The sequence below is a fragment of the Kocuria palustris genome (genome assembly GCF_016907795.1).
In the GTDB taxonomy this organism is placed as follows: Bacteria; Actinomycetota; Actinomycetes; order Actinomycetales; family Micrococcaceae; genus Kocuria; species Kocuria palustris.
The window spans coordinates 1,398,231-1,419,369 of the sequence record NZ_JAFBCR010000001.1 but is presented as its reverse complement, the minus strand read 5'-3'; the positions used below and the strand labels follow the sequence as shown (position 1 = coordinate 1,419,369).

Genomic DNA, 21,139 nt, shown 5'->3' with positions numbered 1-21,139 from the left:
AATCTCCACCATGACCACTCAGACGCAGACCGCCCCGGATTCCGCCGCAGCTCGCGAGAGGCTGCGCGAGCTCATCGTCGAGCTCGCCGTCGTGCGCGGACGGGTCACCCTGGCCTCCGGCATGGAGGCCGACTACTACATCGATCTGCGCCGCGTGACCCTGCAGCACGAGGCCTCCCGTCTGGTGGGGCAGGTCATGCTGGAGCTGCTGGATGACGCCGGCATCGAGTTCGACGCCGCCGGCGGGCTGACCATGGGCGCCGACCCCGTCGGCTCGGCGATCATGCGTGCCGCCGGAGACGCCGGGCGTCCCATCGACACCTTCGTGGTGCGCAAGGCGCAGAAGTCCTACGGCATGGGGCGCCAGGTCGAGGGCCCCTCGGTCGAGGGCCGCCGCGTCGTCGTGGTGGAGGACACCTCCACCACGGGCGGCTCCGCGCTGACCGCGGTCGAAGCGCTGCAGCGCGCCGGGGCGGAGGTGGTCGCCGTCGCGATCATCGTGGACCGCGCCACCGGCGCCAAGGAGCGCATCGAGGAATCCGCCGGGGTGCCCTGCTTGTACGCCTTCGGCAAGGACGAGCTCGGGCTTGACTGAGCCTCCGGCGGAAGACGGGCCGCACCAGGTCGGCGTCGGCCCGTGGGAGGGCCCATGGCCGGACGGTGAGCACTGGGACCCCGAGCTGCTGCGCCACGGCGACCGCCGCAACGTGGTCGACGAGTTCCGCTACTGGCGGCTGGAGGCCATCGTGGCCGCCCTCGACGAGCGGCGCCACGGCTTCCACGTGGCGATCGAGAACTGGGGCCACGACTTCAACATCGGCTCGGTGGTGCGCACCGCGAATGCCTTCCTGGCCAGGGAGGTGCACATCATCGGGCGCCGCCGCTGGAACCGGCGCGGGGCCATGGTGACGGATCGCTACCAGCATCTGCGCCACCACCCCAGCACGGAGCAGTTCCTGGCCTGGACCCGGCAGGAGGGGCTGCCGGTGATCGCGGTGGACAACGTGGCAGGCTCCGAGCCGCTCGAGCTCTTCGACCTGCCGCAGCGCTGCGTCCTGCTGTTCGGGCAGGAGGGCCCCGGCGTCTCGCCCGAGGTCCTGGAGGCGGCAGCGGCCACCGTGGCGATCGAGCAGTTCGGCTCGACCCGCTCGATCAATGCCGGTGCCGCGGCAGCCGTGACGATGCATGCGTGGATCCGACGGCATGTCCACGGGCAGATCCCCGCTGGTGGGAGCTGAGACCTGCCTCTTTAGAACTGCTATTGCACCTTTATAAGTGCGAATTCATCGTACCGGCGCGTAGCAACTCGTCATAGTCCGCTGCGACCAGCGCGAACAGGTGTGATCGCGGTCGTGTCCTGAAAATGAACGATCCGCATGATCGCAGGCATGGCCTCCCTCTATGACAGTTCATCGTCCCTGATTGGGGCGGATCCGTGATGCAGGTCACCGCGAAAAGACGTGAATGCTCCCGTCGTCTCGGCCCATTCTTGAGGGGCGCGACGACCATTCCCGCAGGAATGTCCGACAGCTCAGCGGGCCGGGGAGTCCGTGAGGACCGGGGGGTCCGCAAGCATGTCATCTCGTCGGCGCACGATTTCCGGGGAGAGCCATGGCCACCGTGTCCGAAGTCCTTCACGACGCCTACAGCCGTCGACGCATCATCACCATCGCCGTCGCGGCACTGGCCACGCTGGCCGTTCCGCTGCTGCTGCCGAGCGTCCCCCAGGGGCAGCGCGGCATCGTCCTGGCCGCCGGCGTGGTCATCGGCCTGGTGACCGTGATGTCCATGCCCAGCACCAGGCTCAACTCCGCGATCGTGGGAGAGCACGAGAGCGCGGGCACCATGCGCCAGGGCGTGGCCCTGGCGCTCTACCTGTCGCCGCTGATCCTGCTGAACATCGTGTTCCCGCTGGTCTCGCCGACGATCTCCCAGCAGGAGTTCGCGGGCGTCTCGCTGACGCACATCATCCTGGCCAGCTCGATCACCACCCCCTGGCTCGCCCAGGCGGCCTGCATGCCGGCCTACCGCGGCATCGCCGAGATGATGGCCGAGAAGGACATGGACCGGATCGCACGGCGGTTCTGCCAGGGCTGGCTGCCCATGTTCGTGCAGTCCATGCCGCTGGTCGTCCTCTTCGCCGTGCCCCTGTGGCTGGCCACCGGGTGGAACCTGCAGGCCGTGGGGCTCTACGGAGTGCTGTGCCTCCTGCACCTGCTGTTCGTCCAGTCGCTCGTGATCGCCAACGTGGGCCAGAACCGCGGCCACTGGGCCGCCGCCTGGGCCGCCTACGCCCTGGCGCTGGCCGTGGCCCCCACCTGGGTGTGGCTGCCGCCGCTGGCCGCGGCCGCGACCCAGCTCTGGTTCATCCGCGGGAACCTGCGCCACATCGCGGCCGTGCAGCGCCTGGCGCACCAGGACGTGGCCAAGGACCTCGTGCGCGGACTGCTGCTCGGCGCCGTGCTGTGGGCGGACAAGTTCGTGCTCTTCCTGAGCACCGACGGCGGCTTCCACGTGATCGTGGTCTTCATGGCCATGCTGCCCGCCGTGCTGGCCTACAACTTCTACTTCGTGAACCTCGCCCCCGCCGTCGACAAGTCCATCCAGGGCCTGCACGCCGCGATCCAGGGCGAGTCCATGAACGAGCTGGTCTCGACCTCCGGGCGCCTGGCCCGCGTGATCGACCGCTCGGTGCTGCGCACCGGCGCCCTGGGAATGGTCCTCACCCTGGCCTGTTCCCTGGTGCTGGGCTCGATCTTCCCCGAGCAGCTCATGCTCGCCGTCGTCGTCGCCCTGTCGTCCTGGTGCTTCCTGATGCTGACCATGCTCAGCTACGAGCTGGACTACATCGGCGAGCGGTTCGCCCCGCAGTCCCTGGGCGCCGTCCACATCGCCGTGCTCGCGCTGTCCTTCGCGGCGCTGCCGGTGCTCAGCGCCTACGGAGTGGTCCTGCTGGCCGACCTGGTCCTGGTGACGATCGCCTGGGTCCTCTACAAGCGGCACTGGTCGCAGCCGGAGTACACGCTCTTCTGGCGCCACGCCGTCGCCTGGTGACCCCTCGGGTCGGCGCCGGGCTCTCGCGCGCCGACCCCCTGCAGGCCCCGCCTGCCGACGCCCCGTCGTCCGCCGTACCCCCAGACCCGCGCAGCATCGCCGCACAGGAGACTTCCGCATGAGCATCCTCGACCACCTCACCAGCGCCCTCGGCCGCCGTCGCCCCGACTTCGGCACGCCCTCGACCGATATGTCCATCCCGGCCGTCGCCGCCCGCAGCGGGGGCTACCCAGAGGTCGACGTCGCGATCGTCATGGAGTCGACCTACCCCTACCTCAAGGGCGGCGTCTCGGCCGTCGTGCACGACATCGTGGTGGGCAACCCGGACATCGAGTTCGGCATCATCCACATCGCCTGGGACTCGAACTCCCCGCTGACGGATCTCTACGACGTCCCCTCGAACGTGAAGTGGGTCCGTCCGGTCTTCCTGGCCCTCGACGAGCACCGCCACGACTTCTCCTCGGTGCGCCCCGAGGCCCTGGGCATGAGCCCGAGCGAGCGCCGCCGTCTCGTGGAGCGGCTCTTCGACGCCCTGGAGGCCCTGTCCGAGCGCCGCGAGGACGGCCCCCTCTGGGAGCTGCTCGAGGAAGGAATGCTCGAGTCCACCCGCACGTACCCGCTGTGGGCGCTGCTGGGCACCCGCGAGTTCATGGAGGGCGTCTCCCGCCGCCTGCCGGGGCTCGGGATGTCCCTGTCGGACGCGTTCTGGCTGCTGCGCAACTACTTCTCGCTGGCGCATGCGGTGCTGGGCGAGACCATGCCGCGGGCCCGCGTCTACCACGCGCACACGACCGGCTATGCCTCGCTCATGGCCGCCGGCGCGGCGCGCGAGCACGGCACGTCCTTCCTGCTCACCGAGCACAACCTGTACGTCCGCGACACCGTGAACACCCTGCTGGGGCGCAACATGGCCCTGCCGATCGCCTCCGGGGACTACCGCACCTTCGACGTCTCCGCCGAGGAGCGGGCCTGGATGGCCTGGTGGATCGAGATGGGCCACTTCTGCTATCCGTCGGCCAAGGTGGTCACCTACCTCTACCCGTCGGCGATCGCCGAGGCAGCCTCGCTGGGCTCGGACATCGACAAGGCGGTCGTGCTGCCCAACGGCATGGTCATCGACGAGTTCGAGCGCCCGTACATGGCCCGGGCCGAGGCCATGCAGTCCATGCTCGCGGATCCGTCCAGCCACACCTGGAACCTCGTCTACATCGCCCGCCTGGTGCCCATCAAGGGCCTGCTCGACCTGCTGGACTCCATGTCCATGCTGCGCGAGTCCGGGCACGGCAACGTGCACCTGCACGTGCTGGGCCCCACTGAGCACGATCCGGGCTATCGCGACATGTGCCTGCAGAAGATCAAGGCCCTGGACCTCGAGGACATGGTCACGATCTACGGCACGGTCAACGTGCGCGAGATGCTGCACGAGTTCGACCTGCTGGTCCTGCCGTCCTACAACGAGGGCCAGCCGATCGTGGTCCTGGAGGCCATGGCTGCCGGCATCCCCACCGTGGGCACCAACGTGGGCGGCATGCAGCAGCTGATCTGGGACGACCTCAAGGGCGCCGACGATGAGGTCTACGGCCCCTGCGGTCAGCTCGTGGAGGCTGGCGACACCCGCATGATGGCCGACGGCATCCGCGCGGTGATCAGCGATCCCGAGCGCTATCGCGCCTACAGCCAGACCGCTCGCGACCGCGTGCAGAACTTCTTCCAGCTGCACGAGGTCATGGCCTCCTACAACCAGCTCTACCGGATGCTCGGCGGGATCCCAGGCCGCGTGCCGGCCTCGCTGTACCTCGAGGACTACGAGCTGCTCGACCCGGTGGACGGCCCGCTGGCCGCTGCGGCCCAGCAGGCCGACGAGTCGGCGGTCTCGCAGCTGGACACCGTGTTCGACCTCGCGGCGATCCGCGAGTCCGGGCGCGGCCGGTGAGCGGTGCTGGGGCCTGGATCCGCTACGGCGAGCCCCTGCGCCCGGAGGAGCTCGACTTCGCAGCCGAGCACTACCGGGCAGCGATCCTGCAGCCCTGGGAGCTCGAGGCGGCGGCGCAGCTCAAGCGCCGCCGCCCGGAGATGACGGTCATCTGCTACAAGTGCCTGTCCTCCACGCGCTCCTACGAGCCCGGGCCCGTCTACTCCTCGGGCGTCTCCCACGCGGAGGCCGAGGGCGCCGGCGGCGACTGGTTCGCCCGGCGCCCGGACGGATCTCGGATCGAGTGGCAGCGCTATCCGGGGCACTGGCAGATGGCCGTGTGGGATCCGCGGTATCGGCAGCGATGGGTCCGAAATGTCGTGGCCGAGCTCGAGGGCTCCCCGTTCGACGGCGTCATGGCCGACAACGACGTCTACGACGACTACTACGGCCTGGACGTGCCCCTTCAGGGGATCGAGTCCATGGCGCAGATCCGCGAGGCCCTGGGCGAGCTCGTGGCCGCGGCCGGGGCGGGGCTGCAGGACCACGGCAAGGTGCTGATCCCCAACATCGCCGAGTCCCGGCGCACACCGGGGCGCTGGCAGGAGCACGCGCGCTGGGGCGGCGGGTTCGAGGAGGTCTGGCTGGGTTACAGCCCCACCGACCTGTTCGACCCCGTCACCGCCGAGGCACAGCTGCCCCAGGCTGCCGGGCCTGGGCTGTCGATCCTGCGGGTCCCCACGGACGGCACCGACACCCACCCGAACTTCCTGTACGGCCTGGCGGCCTTCTGGATCTTCGGCGAGGGCCGCGGTGCCTACTCGGCCACCGGCCACGACGACTACTCCAAGCTCCAGCACGTCCCCGAGCTCGACATGGACCTGGGTGCCCCCCTCGAGGAGCCGCAGGGGGATCGGCACGTCTGGCAGCGGCGGTTCGCGCACGGCTTCGCCGCCGTGAACCTGAACCAGGACGGACGACGCCGGCGGCGGATCGATCTGCCTCCTGGGCTCGTCGACGGGCAGGGTCGGACCGTGGGCGGCTCGATCGTGCTGGAGCCGCATCGCGGCGTCGTGCTGCGTGTGGACCCGGCCGCGACCGGCAACTGAGGCCACCGGGTGCAGGAGCCTGCCGCCGCGAGGACGCACGGCCTAGACTGGAGGGAGCACGTACCGGGCCGCGCAGCTCAGCGTCCGTCCGGAGATCCTCCAGAGGAAGAAGGAGCCAGGCATGCCCATCGCCACACCTGACGTCTACGGCCAGATGCTCGACACCGCCAAGGAGAAGGGCTTCGCGTACCCCGCGATCAACGTCACCTCCTCTCAGACCCTGAACGCCGCCATCCGCGGCTTCGCGGAGGCCGGCTCGGACGGCATCGTGCAGGTCTCCACCGGCGGCGCCGCCTACTGGTCCGGCTCCTCCAAGAAGGACATGGTCGTGGGCTCGCTGGCCTTCGCCGCCTTCGCCCGCGAGGTCGCCAAGCAGTACGACGTCAACATCGCCCTGCACACCGACCACTGCCCGCAGGACAAGCTCGAGGGCTTCGTGCTGCCGCTGCTGGAGGAGTCGGAGAAGGCCGTCGCCCGCGGCGAGGATCCCATCTTCCAGTCGCACATGTGGGACGGCTCCGCGATCGCCCTCGACGAGAACCTGCGCATCGGCGCGGATCTGATCGAGCGCACCGGCAAGGCCCACATCGTCCTGGAGGTCGAGATCGGCGCGGTCGGCGGCGAGGAGGACGGTGTCGTGGGCGAGATCAACGACACCCTCTACACCACCACCGATGACGCCATCAAGACCGTCGAGGCCCTGGGCCTGGGCGAGAAGGGCCGCTACATCACGGCGCTGACCTTCGGCAACGTGCACGGCGTCTACAAGCCGGGCAACGTGAAGCTGCGTCCCGAGCTGCTCAAGCAGATCCAGGACGAGGTCGGCCAGAAGTACGGCAAGGATCGCCCGTTCGACCTGGTGTTCCACGGCGGCTCCGGCTCCTCCGAGCAGGAGATCGCGGATGCCGTGTCCTACGGCGTCATCAAGATGAACGTCGACACCGACACCCAGTACGCCTTCACCCGCCCGGTGGCCGGGCACATGCTCGCCAACTACGACGGCGTGCTGAAAATCGACGGCGAGGTCGGCAACAAGAAGCTCTACGATCCCCGCGTCTGGGGCGCCAAGGCCGAGGACGGCATGGCCGCCCGCGTGGTCCAGGCCTGCGAGAACCTGGGCTCCGCCGGCACCAGCGTCAAGTGATCTTCTGCTGATCATCGCCGACGCGCTGCGCTGACCGCGCAGTCGTCGTCGGCTCCACGGGCCGCTCTCCCCGCCGCAGGGGAGGGTGGCCCGTCGTCGTGCCCGGACCGCTGCGGGCTCGCCCTCGGACCCTCGTGCCTGCGCCGCGGCCTGTGGACACATCTGAGACGGCCAGTGCGTCAGATGTGCTTCAGCGTGTTCACAAGTGTGACGCGGGGCATTAGTCTGTGGGCATCATCCGGGCACTGCCCCTTGTGGGGCTCATCGTGAGCGCACCACCAGCTGATCGAACGCGCGTCGAGACCGACGCCTTCCGCGCCCTCCGACCGGAGACCGCACCACCGCTCGACTCCGCCTTCGAGACCGGTCCGTGAGCTCCGCTTGCAGGCCCTGCCCCTCAAGGCGAGGCGACTTGAAACACCAGGGGAGTCCCTTGTCCACCACCGCCACCGCGTCTGCCCCCGCGCAGACCGAGAAGAAGAAGGGCGGAGCGCGCGTCCGCGTGCAGAAGTTCGGCACCTTCCTCTCCTCCATGATCATGCCGAACATCGGCGCCTTCATCGCCTGGGGCATCATCACCGCTCTGTTCATCCCGGCCGGCTTCACGCCGAACGAGAAGATCGGCTCCATGGTCGGGCCCATGGTCACGTACCTGCTGCCCCTGCTGATCGCCTACACGGGCGGCAAGCTCGTGGCGGACGTCCGCGGCGGCGTCGTGGGCGCAGTGGGCACCATGGGTGTCATCCTGGCGACCTCCTCGCCGGTGTTCATCGGCGACGCCCCCGCCTCGCCCATGTTCCTGGGCGCCATGATCATGGGCCCGCTGTCGGCCTGGGTCATCAAGACGTGGGATCAGTGGGCCGTGCCCCGCATCCCCGCCGGCTTCGAGATGCTGGTCAACAACTTCTCCGCGGGCATCATCGGCGCGATCATGGCGATCGCCTCCATGTTCCTGCTGGCCCCGATCATGCTGCTCCTCATGGCGGGCGCCGGTGCGGCCGTCGAGTTCCTGATCGACAGCTCGTTGCTGCCCCTAGCCTCGCTGCTGATCGAGCCGGCCAAGATCCTGTTCCTGAACAACGCGATCAACCACGGCATCCTGACCCCGCTGGGCACCCAGCAGTCCCTCGAGCAGGGCTACTCGATCCTCTACCTGCTGGAGGCCAACCCCGGCCCCGGCCTGGGCGTGCTGATCGGCTACATGATCTTCGGCAAGGGCATGGCGCGGGGCTCCGCACCGGCCGCGGCCATCATCCACACCTTCGGCGGCATCCACGAGATCTACTTCCCGTACGTGCTCATGAAGCCGCAGCTGCTCATCGCGACCATCCTGGGCGGCATGTCCGGTGTGCTCGTGGAGCTGCTCTTCGACGCGGGTCTGCGCTCACCGGCTGCCCCGGGCTCGATCATCTTCCTCATCAGCAACGCCCCGCCCGCCCAGATGCTCGGCGTGATCCTGGGCTTCCTGGCCGCCACCGTGGTCTCCGCCGCGATCTCCTGCGCCATCCTGCGCATGTCCAAGAGCGACGAGGGCGACCTGGCCAAGGCGGCCGCCGACATGGAGGCCATGAAGGGCAAGAAGTCCTCCGTGGGCGGCATGTTCGCAGCCGGCGGCGCCGCCGACGCTGCAGGTGCTTCCGCCGGCTCGATCCCCGAGATCAAGTCCATCGTCTTCGCCTGCGACGCCGGCATGGGCTCCTCCGCCATGGGCGCCTCGGTCCTGCGCAGCAAGATCAAGGACGCCGGCTTCGGCGGCGACGTCACCGTGGTCAACAAGGCCATCAACTCGCTCACGGACGAGTACGACCTGCTCGTCTCGCACGAGGACCTGGCCGATCGCGCGGCGACCCCCACGCCCTCGGCGCATCACGTCACGGTGGACAACTTCATGCAGTCCCCGCGCTACGACGAGATCGTCGAGCTCATCCGCGAGCAGCGTCAGGGCGGCTCGGCCGGCTCCGCTGAGATCCCGGCCGAGCAGGGCACCTCGGGCAGCGCCGCCGCAGCTGGTGCGGGAGCAGGCGCCGCAGCCGGCACCGCGACCGCCGTCGCCGCTCCGGCCGGATCGCAGGCCGATCCCACGCCGGCCTCCGAGGCCGCCGAGCACCAGGACGACCAGAAGGTGCTCACGCCCCAGACCATTCGTCTGGACGGCCGGGCCGCCTCGCGCGATGAGGCCATCGACCAGGCCGGCGCCCTGCTGGTCGAGGTCGGCGCCGTCGAGCAGTCCTACGTGACGGCCATGCACGAGCGCGAGCAGTCCGTGTCCACGTTCATGGGCAACGGCCTGGCGATCCCGCACGGCACGAACGAGGCGAAGGAGGCCATCCGCACGTCGGCCATGTCCTTCATCCGCTACGACGAGCCGGTGGACTGGAACGGCAAGGAGACCCGCTTCGTGATCGGCATCGCCGGTGCGGACGGCGGCCACATGGCCCTGCTGTCCAAGATCGCCAAGATCTTCTCCAAGAAGGAGACCATCGCCCAGCTCGAGGCGGCGCAGACTCCGGAGGAGATCCTCGACATCTTCGGAAAGGTGAACTCATGAAGGCACTGCACTTCGGCGCAGGCAACATCGGACGCGGCTTCGTCGGGGTCCTGCTCCACGAGGCCGGATACGAGCTGGTCTTCGCGGACGTCGCCGACGCTCTGATCGGGCAGATCAACGACCAGGACTCGTACGTGGTCCACGAGGTCGGCGAGGGCGCCCGCGATCACGAGGTCACCGGCTTCTCCGGGGTGAACTCGGCCTCCGACCTGGACGGGCTGCGCGAGCAGATCGTCTCGGCGGACATGATCACCACCGCCGTGGGACCGCGCGTCCTGCAGATCATCGCGCCCACCATCGCCGAGGGCCTGCGCGCCCGCGCCGAGGCCGGGGTCGAGGGCCGCGTGGCGGTCATGGCCTGCGAGAACGCGATCAACGCGACCGACGGGCTGGCGGAGGCCATCCGCGCCGCGTACCCGGAGGCCGATCAGGTCGCGATCTTCGCGAACACCGCGGTGGACCGGATCGTGCCGGATCAGGCGCCGGGCCAGGGCCTGGACGTCACCGTGGAGACCTACCACGAGTGGGCCGTCGAGTCCGCTCCCTTCCAGGGCCAGACCCCGGACGTCCCGGGCATCACCTGGGTCGAGGACCTCGAGCCGTACATCACGCGCAAGCTGTTCACGGTCAACACCGGGCACGCGGCCACCGCGTACTTCGGTCGCCAGGCGGGGATCACCAAGATCTCCGACGTCCTGGCCGATGCCCAGGTCCGCTCCCAGGTCGAGGCCGTGCTGGCCGAGACCAAGGAGCTGCTCGTGGCCAAGTTCGGCTTCGCGCCGGAGGTCCAGCAGGCCTACGTGGAGAAGATCATCACCCGCTTCACGAACCCGCACCTGCCGGACACCGTCGAGCGCGTGGGCCGTGCCCCGCTGCGCAAGATCTCGCGCACGGAGCGCTTCGTCGGCCCGGCGGCCGAGCTCGCCGAGCGCGGTCTGAGCGCCGACGCCCTCGTGGCTGCCGTCGCCGCGGCCCTGGCCTTCGACGTCCCCGAGGACCCGGAGTCCGCCGAGCTGCAGGCCCGCCTGGCCGCCGCACGCGGCGATCGTCAGGCGACCGACGCCCTGGTCACCGACCTGACCGGCATCGCCGAGGAGCATCCGCTGTTCCCAGCGCTGTCCGAGGTCTTCGCCGCGGCCTGATCACCGCGGCCTCGCCGGCCCCCGCTCCTGCCCCTTCGGGGGATGGGGGTGGGGGCCGCCGTCGTCGACGCAGCGCGACGACGTGTGACGGAGGCGGGGCCCTGTCGTCGCAGGCCGGTGCCCGCTGCCTGCACCGACACCGGTGTGCGGTCGCAGGTTTGCGGTAGCATTCCCGGCATGTGTGGAATCGTGGGATATGTCGGGCGCGCCCCCGAGATCGATGAGAACCGGAATGCTCTGAACGTGGTCCTGGAGGGACTGCGTCGTCTGGAGTACCGCGGCTACGACTCCGCCGGCGTAGCGGTGCTCGCCGACGGCGTCATGGAGGTGCGCAAGAAGGCCGGCAAGGTCGCCGCTCTGGATGCAGAGCTCGCGGCGAACCCGCTGCCGATGTCCCCGCTGGGCATCGGGCACACCCGCTGGGCCACCCACGGCGGCCCCACCGATGAGAACGCGCACCCGCACGTCGTCGCCGGTGGCCGCCTGGCCGTCGTGCACAACGGCATCATCGAGAACTTCGTGGAGCTCAAGCGCGAGCTGACCGAGAAGGGGTACACCTTCGTGTCGGAGACCGACACCGAGGTCGCCGCCTCCCTGCTCGCCGACATCTACGAGAACCAGGCTGACCAGGACCTGACCCGCGCCATGCAGCTGGCCTGCGCCCGACTCGAGGGCGCCTTCACACTGCTGGCCATCCACGTCGACCACCCGGACCGCATCGTGGCGGCCCGCCTGAACTCCCCGCTGGTCATCGGCGTGGGCGAGGGCCAGAACTTCCTGGGCTCCGACGTCTCGGGCTTCATCGATCACACCAAGTCCGCCGTCGAGATGGAGGACCGCCAGATCGTCACGGTCACCCCCGAGGGCTTCGAGATCACCGACTTCGACGGCGCCCCCTCCGAGGGCAAGCCCTTCGAGGTCCAGTGGTCCGCCGAGGCCGCGGAGAAGGGCGGCTTCCCGTCCTTCATGGACAAGGAGATCCACGACCAGCCCGCCGCCGTGCGCGACACCCTTCTGGGCCGCCTGGACGAGAACGGCAAGCTGACCCTGGACGAGCTGCGCATCGACGAGTCCGTCCTGCGCTCCGTCGACAAGATCGTCGTGATCGCCTGCGGCACCGCCGCCTACGCCGGCCAGGTCGCCCGCTACGCGATCGAGCACTGGTGCCGCATCCCCACCGAGGTCGAGCTCGCGCACGAGTTCCGCTACCGCGACCCCATCGTCAACGAGAAGACCCTGGTCGTCGCGCTGTCGCAGTCCGGCGAGACCATGGACACCCTCATGGCCATGCGCCACGCCTCGGAGCAGGGCGCCAAGGTCCTGGCGATCTGCAACACCAACGGATCCTCCATCCCGCGTGCGGCGGACGCCTCGCTGTACACGCACGCCGGCCCGGAGATCGCGGTCGCCTCCACCAAGGCGTTCCTGGCGCAGATCACCGCCGCCTACCTGCTGGGCCTGTACCTGGCGCAGCTGCGCGGCAACATGTTCGCCGACGAGATCCAGGACGTCCTGGAGGAGCTCCAGGCCATGCCGGAGAAGGTCCAGGCCGTCATCGACGAAGAGGACCAGCTCCGCCAGCTCGGCAAGGACTTCGCGGAGACCACCTCGGTGCTGTTCCTGGGCCGCCACGTCGGCTTCCCGGTGGCCATGGAGGGCGCGCTCAAGCTCAAGGAGATCGCCTACATCCACGCCGAGGGCTTCGCCGCCGGCGAGCTGAAGCACGGTCCGATCGCCCTGATCGAGCCGGGCCAGAAGGTCTTCGTGATCGTGCCGTCCCCGCGCGGCCGCGACTCGCTGCACTCCAAGGTCGTCTCCAACATCCAGGAGATCCGCGCCCGCGGTGCCGAGACCATCGTGATCGCGGAGGAGGGCGACACCTCGGTCGAGGACTACGCCAACCACGTGATCCGCATCCCGCAGTCGCCTACGCTGCTCCAGCCGCTGCTGGCCACCGTGCCGCTGCAGATCTTCGCCTCCGCCATGGCCGAGGCCAAGGGCTACGACGTCGACCAGCCGCGCAACCTGGCCAAGTCCGTCACGGTCGAGTGACCTCTCGCGCGGCCTGATCCGCGCAACCCGCGCGGCGGCCCGGCATCCCCTGCTCTTCAGGGGATGCCGGGCCGCACGGAAGCATGATCTCAGCGGCCGAGCGGGCGTGGTGCCACCACGCCTAGGCTGGGAGCAGAGCGTCCCGGGGAGCCCGGGGCACGCACGACGAGAGGAGCACCGATGTCGAGTATCGGCAAGAACCTGCTGGGCGAGCCCGATCCCACCCTGCTGCAGGAGAACGCGGAGATGGTCGCGCGCTTCGACGCCGGCGACGAGGCCGAGGACCTGGCGCCGGCCTTCCCCAAGGAGCAGCTGCCCTGGGCGATCCTGGCCGAGGAGGCGCTGGCCGACGGCCGGACGCTCGAGGGCTACGCCTACGCCCGAGTGGGCTACCACCGCGGTCTCGACGCCCTGCGCGCCAGCGGCTGGAAGGGCCACGGCCCGGTGCCGTACAGCCACGCGCCCAACCGCGGCTTCCTGCGCGCGCTGTCGGCTCTGGGCCAGGCGGCAGCGGCCATCGGCGAGCTCGACGAGGCCCAGCGCATCCAGAAGTTCCTCAACGACTCCGACCCGACGGCGGCCGAGCAGCTCCGGAGCTGACGTCGACCCGGAGGGGCGGCCTGATGCCGTGACGACGATGCCGGCACGGCGGTCCGCTGCCCCGTGGCTGCACGGCCCACCGACACCTGGCGCGGGCCGCCGAGATCCATCGCTGGCGTCGACCCCAGCGACGGCCTGATGACGAACGGCGCGGTCGCACTCCCTGCAGCAGGGGTGCGGCCGCGCCGTTCGTCGTCGCCGAGCAGCGAAGGCCCGGACGGCTGATCAGACCGCGGAGGCCTCAGCCGTCTCGACGGAGCTGGCCTGACTGGCCGCCAGGCTCTCGCGCACGCGGGCAGTGGCCTCGACCAGGTGCTCGAGCGAGGTGCGGGTCTCGTCGTAGCCGCGGGTCTTCAAGCCGCAGTCGGGGTTGACCCACAGCAGCTCGGAGCTGACGTGCTCGAGGGCCTGGGTGAGCAGCGACTCGATCTCGTCGGTGCTGGGCACGCGCGGGGAGTGGATGTCCCATACGCCGGGGCCGAGCCCGCGCTCGAAGCCGACCGCGCGGACGTCGGCCAGCACCTCCATGCGCGAACGGGCCGCCTCGATGCTCGTGACATCGGCGTTCAGCGCGTCTACGCCGGCGATGACCTCGCCGAACTCCGAGTAGCACAGGTGCGTGTGGATCTGCGTGGCGTCGTCGACCGAGGAGGTCGCCCGGCGGAAGGACTCGACCGACCAGTCCAGGTAGGCGCTGCGATCGGCTCGGCGCAGGGGCAGCAGCTCGCGCAGGGCCGGCTCGTCGACCTGGATGATGCCGATCCCAGCGTCCTCGAGGTCGGCGATCTCATCGCGCAGGGCCAGGGCCACCTGATCGGCGGTCTCTGCCAGCGGCTGGTCGTCGCGCACGAACGACCAGGCCAGGATGGTGACCGGCCCGGTGAGCATGCCCTTGACCGGCTTGTCGGTCTGCTGCTGCGCCCAGGTGATCCACGGGACCGTGAAGGCCTCGCCGCGCAGCCCCTCGCCCTCGCGGGAGACGTCGCCCCACAGGATCGACGGACGCGTGGCTCGGGAGCCGTAGGACTGCACCCAGCCGTTGGCGGTCGTCGCGAAGCCGTCGAAGTGCTCGGCGAAGTACTGGACCATGTCGTTGCGCTCCGGCTCGCCGTGCACCAGCACGTCCAGGCCGAGCTCGTCCTGCAGGGCGATGACCCGGGAGATCTCCTCGCGCAGGAAGCCGTCGTAGGCGGCGTCGTCGATCCGTCCGGCGCGGTGATCGGCGCGGGCGCGGCGGACCTCCCCGGTCTGGGGGAAGGACCCGATCGTGGTGGTGGGCAGCACTGGAAGGCGGCCGCTGCCGAACGAGCGTTCCGCCTGGGCTGCGCGACGCTGCTCGGCGGTGCCGCGCTGCGAGTCGGCCTCGGTGAGGGAGGCAGTGCGGCCGCGGACCTCGTCGATGCGCACACCCGGGGCCGCAGCGCGGGTGCGGCGGGCCTCGTCGGCCTCCTGCAGCTCGGCGGCCACGGCCCCGCGGCCCTCGGCGAGCCCGCGTGCCAGGACGGCGACCTCGCGCACCTTCTCGTCGGCGAAGGCCAGCCAGGACCGGATCTCGGGGTCGAGCTCGGGCTCGGCCTCGAGGGTGTGCGGCACGTGGATCAGCGAGTTCGACGTGGCCACGGAGACCCGGGCGCCTGCGTCGCGGAAGCCCTCGAGCCGCTCGAGTGCGGCGGAGAGGTCGGTGCGCCAGACGTTGCGCCCGTTGACGACTCCGGCCACGAGCACCGGGGCGTCTGCCGAAGTGAACAGGCCGAGCTGGTCGTCGGTGAGACCGCCGCGGATGAGGTCCACGTGCACGGCCTCGGCACCCGAGCCGGTCAGCGCGCCGAGCAGCTCGCCCGCATCGCCGTAGGGGGAGGTGAGCAGCAGCTGGGGGCGCTCGTCGAGCCCGCCCAGGTATCCGGCCGCGCGCTCGATCGCCGCGCGCAGGTCCTGCTGAGAGAGGCGGGAGTGGTCCGCGACCAGGGCGGGCTCGTCGATCTGCACCCACTCGGCGCCGGCATCCTTGAGTGCTGCGAGGATCTCGCCGTAGACCGGCAGCAGCTCCTCGAGACGATCCAGGGGCTCGATGGGCTCGGCTGCGGTGCCGTCGTCCTTGGCCAGGGCCAGGAAGGTCACCGGGCCCACGAGCACGGGGCGCAGGCTCCGGCCCTGCTCGGAGGCCTCGGCCAGCTGCTCCAGCAGGCGGCCGGGCGCTGCGGCGAACTGCGTCTGCGCGCCGATCTCGGGCACCAGGTAGTGGTAGTTGGTGTCGAACCACTTGGTCATCTCGAGCGGCTGCCGGGCGTCGTCGCCGCGGGCCAGCACGAACTCCCCGGAGCGGTCCACGGTTCCGGTCTCGGTGCGCAGGTCGCCGAAGCGCGTCGGCACCGCGCCGACGGCGATCAGGGTGTCGAGCACGTGGTCGTAGAGCGCGTAGGAGCCGGGCACGGCCGAGGCCTGCGCCAGGCCCAGCCCCTCGAGGCGCTCGGCGGTGGAGGCACGCAGCTCGGCGGCGGAGGACTCGAGCTGCTCCAGGTCGCTGCGTCCGGCCCAGTGCGACTCGAGCGCGCGCTTGAGCTCGCGGTTCGGGCCGATGCGGGGATAGCCCAGGATCGTGGCGGTCGGGAAGGCGGCGGGCTGGGCGTCGTTCGAGATGGTCACTGCGGTCTCCTCATAGGTGCGGATGGGGCGCCCGTCGGCGGGCTGGGATGCGGGGATGAGTCCGGCGAGTCCGGCTGAAGGGGTGGGGCGGGGCAGATCGAGCTGCTCCAGGACGTCCAGGGCGGCCTCGTGCTGGTTGAACGTGTAGAGGTGCAGCCCGGGAGCCCCGGAATCCAAGGCAGCGCGTGCGCTGTGCACGGCAGAGCGGACGCCGATCCGGTGGCGCTCGGCGTCCGAGTCGGCCGTCTCGAGCTCGTGGGCCAGCAGCGGGTCCGGCTCCAGGCCGGCCAGGTCGCAGATGCGCAGGTACCGGCGCAGGCTCGTGACCGGCATGATCCCGGGGATGATCGGCAGCTCCACTCCGGCGCGACGAGCCCGGGACACGAAGGCGGCGTAGTCGTCGGCCTCGGGGTAGAGCTGAGTGATCGCGAAGTCGGCGCCGGCGCGCTGCTTGGCCAGCAGCACCTCGAGGTCCTGGTGCACGGAGGTCGACTCGGGGTGCTTGATCGGATAGGCGGCCACGCCGATCGAGACGTTGCCGGCGCACAGTTGGGCGGCTCGGCCGCGCTCGACCGAGCGGATCAGGTCCACCAGATGCCGGGCGAAGGGCAGCTCCTCAGGGCCGGGCTCGACGGCCGGATCCCGGTCCCCGCGCAGGGCCAGGACGCCGCGCACGCCCAGGTCCAGCAGCTCGTGGATCAGCTCGCGCAGCTGCGTCTCCGTGACTCCCGTGCACAGCACGTGGGCCAGGGGGCGCAGCGGGGTCTCGAAGATCAGGTGGGACAGCAGCGCCATGGACTGGACGCGGCGCTGCGGATCGACCGCCGCGGTGACCGACACGTAGTCCGGCACCGTGGGCGCCAGGGCCTCGATGGTCTGCAGGAGGGACTCGGTGCTGGCTGCGCTGCGCGGCGGGTAGAGCTCGTAGGACAGCGCGGGCACCGGCTTGCGGCGCGACGGCGCCCCCGTCTCCGGGGGACGATCCGAGCGCGGTGCTGCGGGATGGTGATCGGGCATTCCGTGTTCGCCTTTCCGTGGATGCCCGATGGAGGGCAGACCACGGGGTGCGCACGGAGGCCCGCGCCGCCGCTGAAGACGCGGCGGGGCACGGGTCCGGTGGACCACGGAAGTCTGAGAAGACGCTCCATCGGTCCTGGCGGGAGCACCGTTCCCCGCGAGATCCGCGGGGATGGTTGCTGCGACGTCGACGAGCCAGGTCTCTCGGTCACTCTGGATAGATAGCGAGATAGATACCACCCCAGGCGGCCCTGCTTGTCAACCCCCGAGATCTCCCACGGCCGCCAGGGAGGGGCGCGCGATAGGATCGCCCCGGACCGTCGCGCCCTCGGCCCGTGGCGCGCGATCCGCCATGGCCTCCACAAGGCGCGTGGCGCAGCATCCAGACCTCGTGCGGGCCCAGTCAGGAGAGCAGTCGCATGCCAGCCATCTCGATCGTCGGAGCCCAGTGGGGCGATGAGGGCAAGGGCAAGGCCACGGACATCTTCGGCGGCCGCGCGGACTACGTCGTGAAGCCGAACGGCGGCAACAACGCCGGGCACACCGTGGTGGTGGGCGGCGACAAGTTCGAGCTCAAGCTGCTGCCCGCAGGCATCCTCTCCCCGCGGGCCACCCCCGTGATCGGCAACGGCGTGGTGGTCAACCCGCAGGCGCTGTTCGAGGAGATCGACGGCCTCGAGGCCCGCGGCGCGGACACCTCCAAGCTGCGCATCTCGGCCAATGCGCACCTGGTGGCCCCGTACCACCAGACCCTCGACCAGGTCACCGAGCGGTTCCTGGGCAAGCGCGCGATCGGCACCACCGGTCGCGGCATCGGGCCGGCGTACATGGACAAGATCGGGCGCCTGGGCCTGCGCGCGCAGGACATCCTCGACGAGTCGATCCTGCGCCAGAAGATCGAGGGCGCCCTGCGGCAGAAGAACGAGCTGCTGCTCAAGGTCTACAACCGCCGCGCGTTCGAGACCGACGAGATCGTGGACTACTTCATGGGCTACGCCGAGCGCATGGCGCCCATGATCGTGGACTCCACGCGCCTGCTCAACGACGCCCTGGACCGCGACGAGACCGTCCTGCTCGAGGGCGGGCAGGCCACCTTCCTGGACGTCGATCACGGCACGTACCCGTTCGTGACCTCGTCGAACCCCACCACCGGCGGCGCCTGCGTGGGCGCGGGCATCGGGCCCACGCGCCTGACCCGCTCGATCGGCATCATCAAGGCGTACACGACCCGCGTGGGTGCCGGTCCGTTCCCCACCGAGCTGTTCGACGAGTCCGGGGAGCGGCTGCGCACCGTGGGCGGCGAGTTCGGCGTGAACACCGGGCGCCCGCGCCGCACCGGCTGGTACGACGCCGTGATGGCGCGTCACGCCTCGCGGATCAACGGCTTCACGGACTACTTCGTGACCAAGCTCGACGTCCTCACCGGGCTCGAGGAGATCCCGGTGTGCGTGGCCTACGACGTCGACGGCGTGCGCCACGACGAGATGCCCATGACGCAGACCGAGTTCCACCACGCCAAGCCGATCTACGAGACCTTCCCCGGCTGGTCGGAGGACATCTCGCAGGCCCAGACCCTCGAGGACCTGCCGGCCAATGCGCGCGACTACGTCCTGACCCTCGAGTCCATGTCCGGCACCCGGTTCTCCGCGATCGGCGTGGGCCCGGGCCGCGAGAACACGATCGAGCTGCGCGACCTGATCGACTGACGTCGCCTCGCCTGTGCGATGACAGGCGCTCGGGATGGTGACAGATCGGCACCCCATCAGCCCTGATGGGGTGCCGATCTGTCATCATCCGCTGCGTGACCGTCCCGCGCGCGGACCGGGCTCGCCCGCCGTGTCGGATAGCATCTGGCAGACCCCTGGGCGTGCTGCGCCTCATCGTGCATGCAGGCGCCCCTGATCGATGCCCGTCGCGGCGCCGTTCGATCCCCGACGTCGGAAGTGACTGACCGTGTCCACACAGAGCACCAGACTGGACCCCGCCTCGGCGCGGTCCGAGGGCGAGGGCCTGCGCCGCAGCCTCAAGACCCGGCACATGACCATGATCGCCATGGGCGGTGCGATCGGCACCGGGCTGTTCGTGGCCTCCGGCAACTCGATCGCCACGGCCGGGCCCGGCGGTGCGCTCGTGGCCTACATAGCGATCGGGCTCATGGTCTTCCTGCTCATGCAGTCCCTGGGCGAGATGTCCGCCTGGCGTCCTACCTCCGGATCTTTCGGCGACCACGCGGCGCGCTACGTCTCGCCGTCCTTCGGCTTCGCGATCGGCTGGAACTACTGGTTCAACTGGGCCATCACCCTGGCCGCGGAGCTCGTGGCGGCCGCACTGGTCATGCGCTACTGGCTCCCCGACGTCCCCGCCTGGGTCTGGTCGGCGCTGTTCCTGCTGATCGTCTTCGGGCTCAACGCCCTGTCCACGCGGGCCTACGGCGAGGGCGAGTTCTGGCTCTCGGCGATCAAGGTGGCCGCCGTCGTCGTCTTCCTGGTGCTGGGCGTGCTGATGGTGCTGGGCATCATGGGCGGCGACGCCCCCGGCTTCGGCAACTGGACCGACGGGCAGGCGCCGTTCGTGGGCGGGCCCATGTCGATCCTGGCGATCTTCATGGTCGCCGGCTTCGCGTTCCAGGGCACCGAGCTCGTGGGCGTGGCGGCCGGTGAGGCCGAGGACCCCGAGCGCACCGTGCCCAAGGCGATCCGCACCGTGTTCGTGCGCATCCTGCTGTTCTACGTGCTGGCGATCATCGTGATCGGCTTCCTGCTGCCGTACACGCACCCGAACCTGCTGGCCTCGGACATCGAGGACGTCGCGATCTCGCCGTTCACCCTGGTGCTGCAGAACGCGGGCGTGGCCTTCGCCGGCTCCGTCATGAACGCCGTGATCCTCACGGCCATCCTCTCGGCCGGCAACTCCGGGCTGTATGCCTCCACGCGCATGCTCTGGTCCATGGCCACCGACGGCAAGGCCCCGGCCTGGCTGGCCAAGGTCAACCGCCGCGGCGTGCCCATGCGGGCGCTGCTGGTGACCTCGTCCTTCGGCCTGCTGGCCTTCCTCACCACGTTCATCGGCGAGGGCGCGGCCTACACCTGGCTGCTCAACGCCTCGGCTCTGGCGGGCTTCATCGTGTGGGCGGGCATCGCCTGGACGCACTACTGCTTCCGCCGGGCCTTCAAGGCGCAGGGGCGGCCGCTGTCCGAGCTGCCGTTCCGCTCACGGTTCTTCCCCGCCGGCCCGATCGTCGCGCTGATCATGTGCCTGCTGGTCATCCTGGGCCAGGGCTACGACGCCTTCGTGACCGGGACAGTGACGCCCATGTCGCTGCTGTCCTCGTACGTCGGCCTGCCGCTGTTCCTGGCCTTCTGGATCGGGCACAAGCTGAGCACCAAGGAGCCGGCCGTGGATCCCGCGCAGGCGGATCTCTCGCGCGGCTGAGCCGCCGACGCACGTTGCAGGGAGGGCCTCGGGAGACCGAGGCCCTCCCTGCAACGTGCGGGGCTCAGGCCAGGAGGATCGTGAGCAGGCTCAGGGCGCCGAGCACCACGACGGCTGCGCTGATCGCCAGGATCTCCAGCGGATCGGGAGCCGAGGACTCCAGGGCCACGCTGCGCGCCCCGCGCCGGTAGCGCAGCCCCTGCCGCAGCCAGATCCCCAGCGCCAGCACGGCTGCCGCGGCCAGCGGCAGCACCGGGGCCAGGCCGTGATGGGGCAGCCAGCGCAGCAGCAGCGCGGCCGCGACCACGAGCGCCAGCAGCGTCCGGCCCCATGCCAGCGAGGTCCGCTCGGGCTGCAGGCCGGGGTCGTCGTGTGTCGGGCGCTCTCGGGAGCGCCGGGAGCTGCGGGTCGCGATGGGCCCGTCGGCGGCGTCGAATCGGCGGGGCTGGCCGCCGTCGTTGGGGCGGGTCTGGAAGTGCACAGGCC

At 70.3% G+C, this 21,139-nt stretch carries 14 protein-coding genes and 1 riboswitch; of the genes, 12 read left to right on the top strand and 2 right to left on the bottom strand.

Annotated elements, in window-relative coordinates; all coding sequences use genetic code 11:
• Positions 1–10 precede the first annotated feature (10 nt).
• The 10 genes from pyrE (at position 11) to JOE55_RS06170 (ending at position 13,561) form a co-directional block, all read left to right on the top strand.
• Positions 11–595 carry an orotate phosphoribosyltransferase gene (gene pyrE / locus JOE55_RS06215; protein ID WP_006214140.1) on the top strand — a complete coding sequence of 195 codons (585 nt, stop codon included), beginning with the start codon at positions 11–13 and terminating at the stop codon, positions 593–595.
• Complete coding sequence (locus JOE55_RS06210) at positions 588–1,238, top strand: TrmH family RNA methyltransferase (RefSeq protein WP_204782335.1); 651 nt, start codon at positions 588–590, stop codon at positions 1,236–1,238. Before pyrE ends, JOE55_RS06210 begins: the two co-directional genes overlap by 8 nt.
• A gap of 373 nt (positions 1,239–1,611) precedes the next feature.
• Positions 1,612–3,054: a hypothetical protein gene (locus JOE55_RS06205; RefSeq protein WP_204782334.1), complete on the top strand. Its 1,443-nt coding sequence runs from the start codon at positions 1,612–1,614 to the stop codon at positions 3,052–3,054.
• Positions 3,055–3,172: 118 nt separating this feature from the next.
• Positions 3,173–4,987 (top strand): GT4 family glycosyltransferase PelF, encoded by a 1,815-nt coding sequence (gene pelF, locus JOE55_RS06200; protein ID WP_204782333.1) that lies wholly within the window; start codon positions 3,173–3,175, stop codon positions 4,985–4,987.
• Complete coding sequence (locus tag JOE55_RS06195) at positions 4,984–6,075, top strand: putative glycoside hydrolase (RefSeq protein WP_137801530.1); 1,092 nt, start codon at positions 4,984–4,986, stop codon at positions 6,073–6,075. Before pelF ends, JOE55_RS06195 begins: the two co-directional genes overlap by 4 nt.
• Positions 6,076–6,196: 121 nt before the next feature.
• The gene (gene fbaA, locus JOE55_RS06190; protein ID WP_204782332.1) at positions 6,197–7,219 is read left to right on the top strand and encodes a class II fructose-bisphosphate aldolase; all 1,023 of its coding nucleotides are present in this window, start codon (positions 6,197–6,199) and stop codon (positions 7,217–7,219) included.
• A 433-nt stretch (positions 7,220–7,652) separates the two neighbouring features.
• On the top strand, positions 7,653–9,767 hold the full coding sequence (locus JOE55_RS06185) for a PTS mannitol transporter subunit IICBA (protein WP_204782331.1): 2,115 nt from the start codon (positions 7,653–7,655) through the stop codon (positions 9,765–9,767).
• A complete protein-coding gene (locus tag JOE55_RS06180) occupies positions 9,764–10,909 on the top strand; it encodes a mannitol-1-phosphate 5-dehydrogenase (RefSeq protein WP_204782330.1) in 1,146 nt (381 codons plus the stop codon). The genes JOE55_RS06185 and JOE55_RS06180 overlap by 4 nt, the downstream gene beginning before the upstream one ends.
• Before the next feature lie 177 nt (positions 10,910–11,086).
• On the top strand, positions 11,087–12,961 hold the full coding sequence (gene glmS / locus JOE55_RS06175) for a glutamine--fructose-6-phosphate transaminase (isomerizing) (protein WP_040560521.1): 1,875 nt from the start codon (positions 11,087–11,089) through the stop codon (positions 12,959–12,961).
• 180 nt (positions 12,962–13,141) lie between these two features.
• The gene (locus JOE55_RS06170) at positions 13,142–13,561 is read left to right on the top strand and encodes a DUF3151 domain-containing protein (RefSeq protein ID WP_204782329.1); all 420 of its coding nucleotides are present in this window, start codon (positions 13,142–13,144) and stop codon (positions 13,559–13,561) included.
• A 225-nt stretch (positions 13,562–13,786) separates the two neighbouring features.
• Here JOE55_RS06170 and metE read toward each other — a convergent pair whose 3' ends face one another.
• Positions 13,787–17,221 carry a 5-methyltetrahydropteroyltriglutamate--homocysteine S-methyltransferase gene (metE, locus tag JOE55_RS06165; RefSeq protein ID WP_314301726.1) on the bottom strand — a complete coding sequence of 1,145 codons (3,435 nt, stop codon included), beginning with the start codon at positions 17,219–17,221 and terminating at the stop codon, positions 13,787–13,789.
• 124 nt (positions 17,222–17,345) lie between these two features.
• Positions 17,346–17,445, bottom strand: a riboswitch (SAM riboswitch).
• A 195-nt stretch (positions 17,446–17,640) separates the two neighbouring features.
• On the opposite strand from metE, the gene JOE55_RS06155 reads away from it, so the two are divergent.
• Together JOE55_RS06155 and JOE55_RS06150 are read left to right on the top strand one after the other, a co-directional pair.
• A complete protein-coding gene (locus JOE55_RS06155; protein WP_204782328.1) occupies positions 17,641–18,927 on the top strand; it encodes an adenylosuccinate synthase in 1,287 nt (428 codons plus the stop codon).
• Between the two features lie 331 nt (positions 18,928–19,258).
• Entirely contained in the window at positions 19,259–20,653 is a 1,395-nt protein-coding gene (locus tag JOE55_RS06150) for an amino acid permease (RefSeq protein WP_239547215.1), read from the top strand.
• A 64-nt stretch (positions 20,654–20,717) separates the two neighbouring features.
• On the opposite strand, the gene JOE55_RS06145 is transcribed toward JOE55_RS06150, so the two are convergent.
• Positions 20,718–21,134, bottom strand: coding sequence for a DUF202 domain-containing protein (locus tag JOE55_RS06145; protein WP_204782326.1), 417 nt, complete (start codon positions 21,132–21,134; stop codon positions 20,718–20,720).
• Positions 21,135–21,139 lie beyond the last annotated feature (5 nt).

Excerpts from the sequence above, each read along its gene's own strand:
- pyrE (WP_006214140.1), top strand. The coding sequence starts at position 11 with ATGACCACTCAGACGCAGACCGCCCCGGATTCCGCCGCAGCTCGCGAG.
- JOE55_RS06205 (WP_204782334.1), top strand. The coding sequence starts at position 1,612 with ATGGCCACCGTGTCCGAAGTCCTTCACGACGCCTACAGCCGTCGACGC.
- pelF (WP_204782333.1), top strand. The coding sequence starts at position 3,173 with ATGAGCATCCTCGACCACCTCACCAGCGCCCTCGGCCGCCGTCGCCCC.
- fbaA (WP_204782332.1), top strand. The coding sequence starts at position 6,197 with ATGCCCATCGCCACACCTGACGTCTACGGCCAGATGCTCGACACCGCC.
- JOE55_RS06180 (WP_204782330.1), top strand. The coding sequence starts at position 9,764 with ATGAAGGCACTGCACTTCGGCGCAGGCAACATCGGACGCGGCTTCGTC.
- glmS (WP_040560521.1), top strand. The coding sequence starts at position 11,087 with ATGTGTGGAATCGTGGGATATGTCGGGCGCGCCCCCGAGATCGATGAG.
- JOE55_RS06170 (WP_204782329.1), top strand. The coding sequence starts at position 13,142 with ATGTCGAGTATCGGCAAGAACCTGCTGGGCGAGCCCGATCCCACCCTG.
- metE (WP_314301726.1), bottom strand. The coding sequence starts at position 17,221 with ATGCCCGATCACCATCCCGCAGCACCGCGCTCGGATCGTCCCCCGGAG.
- JOE55_RS06155 (WP_204782328.1), top strand. The coding sequence starts at position 17,641 with ATGCCAGCCATCTCGATCGTCGGAGCCCAGTGGGGCGATGAGGGCAAG.
- JOE55_RS06150 (WP_239547215.1), top strand. The coding sequence starts at position 19,259 with ATGACCATGATCGCCATGGGCGGTGCGATCGGCACCGGGCTGTTCGTG.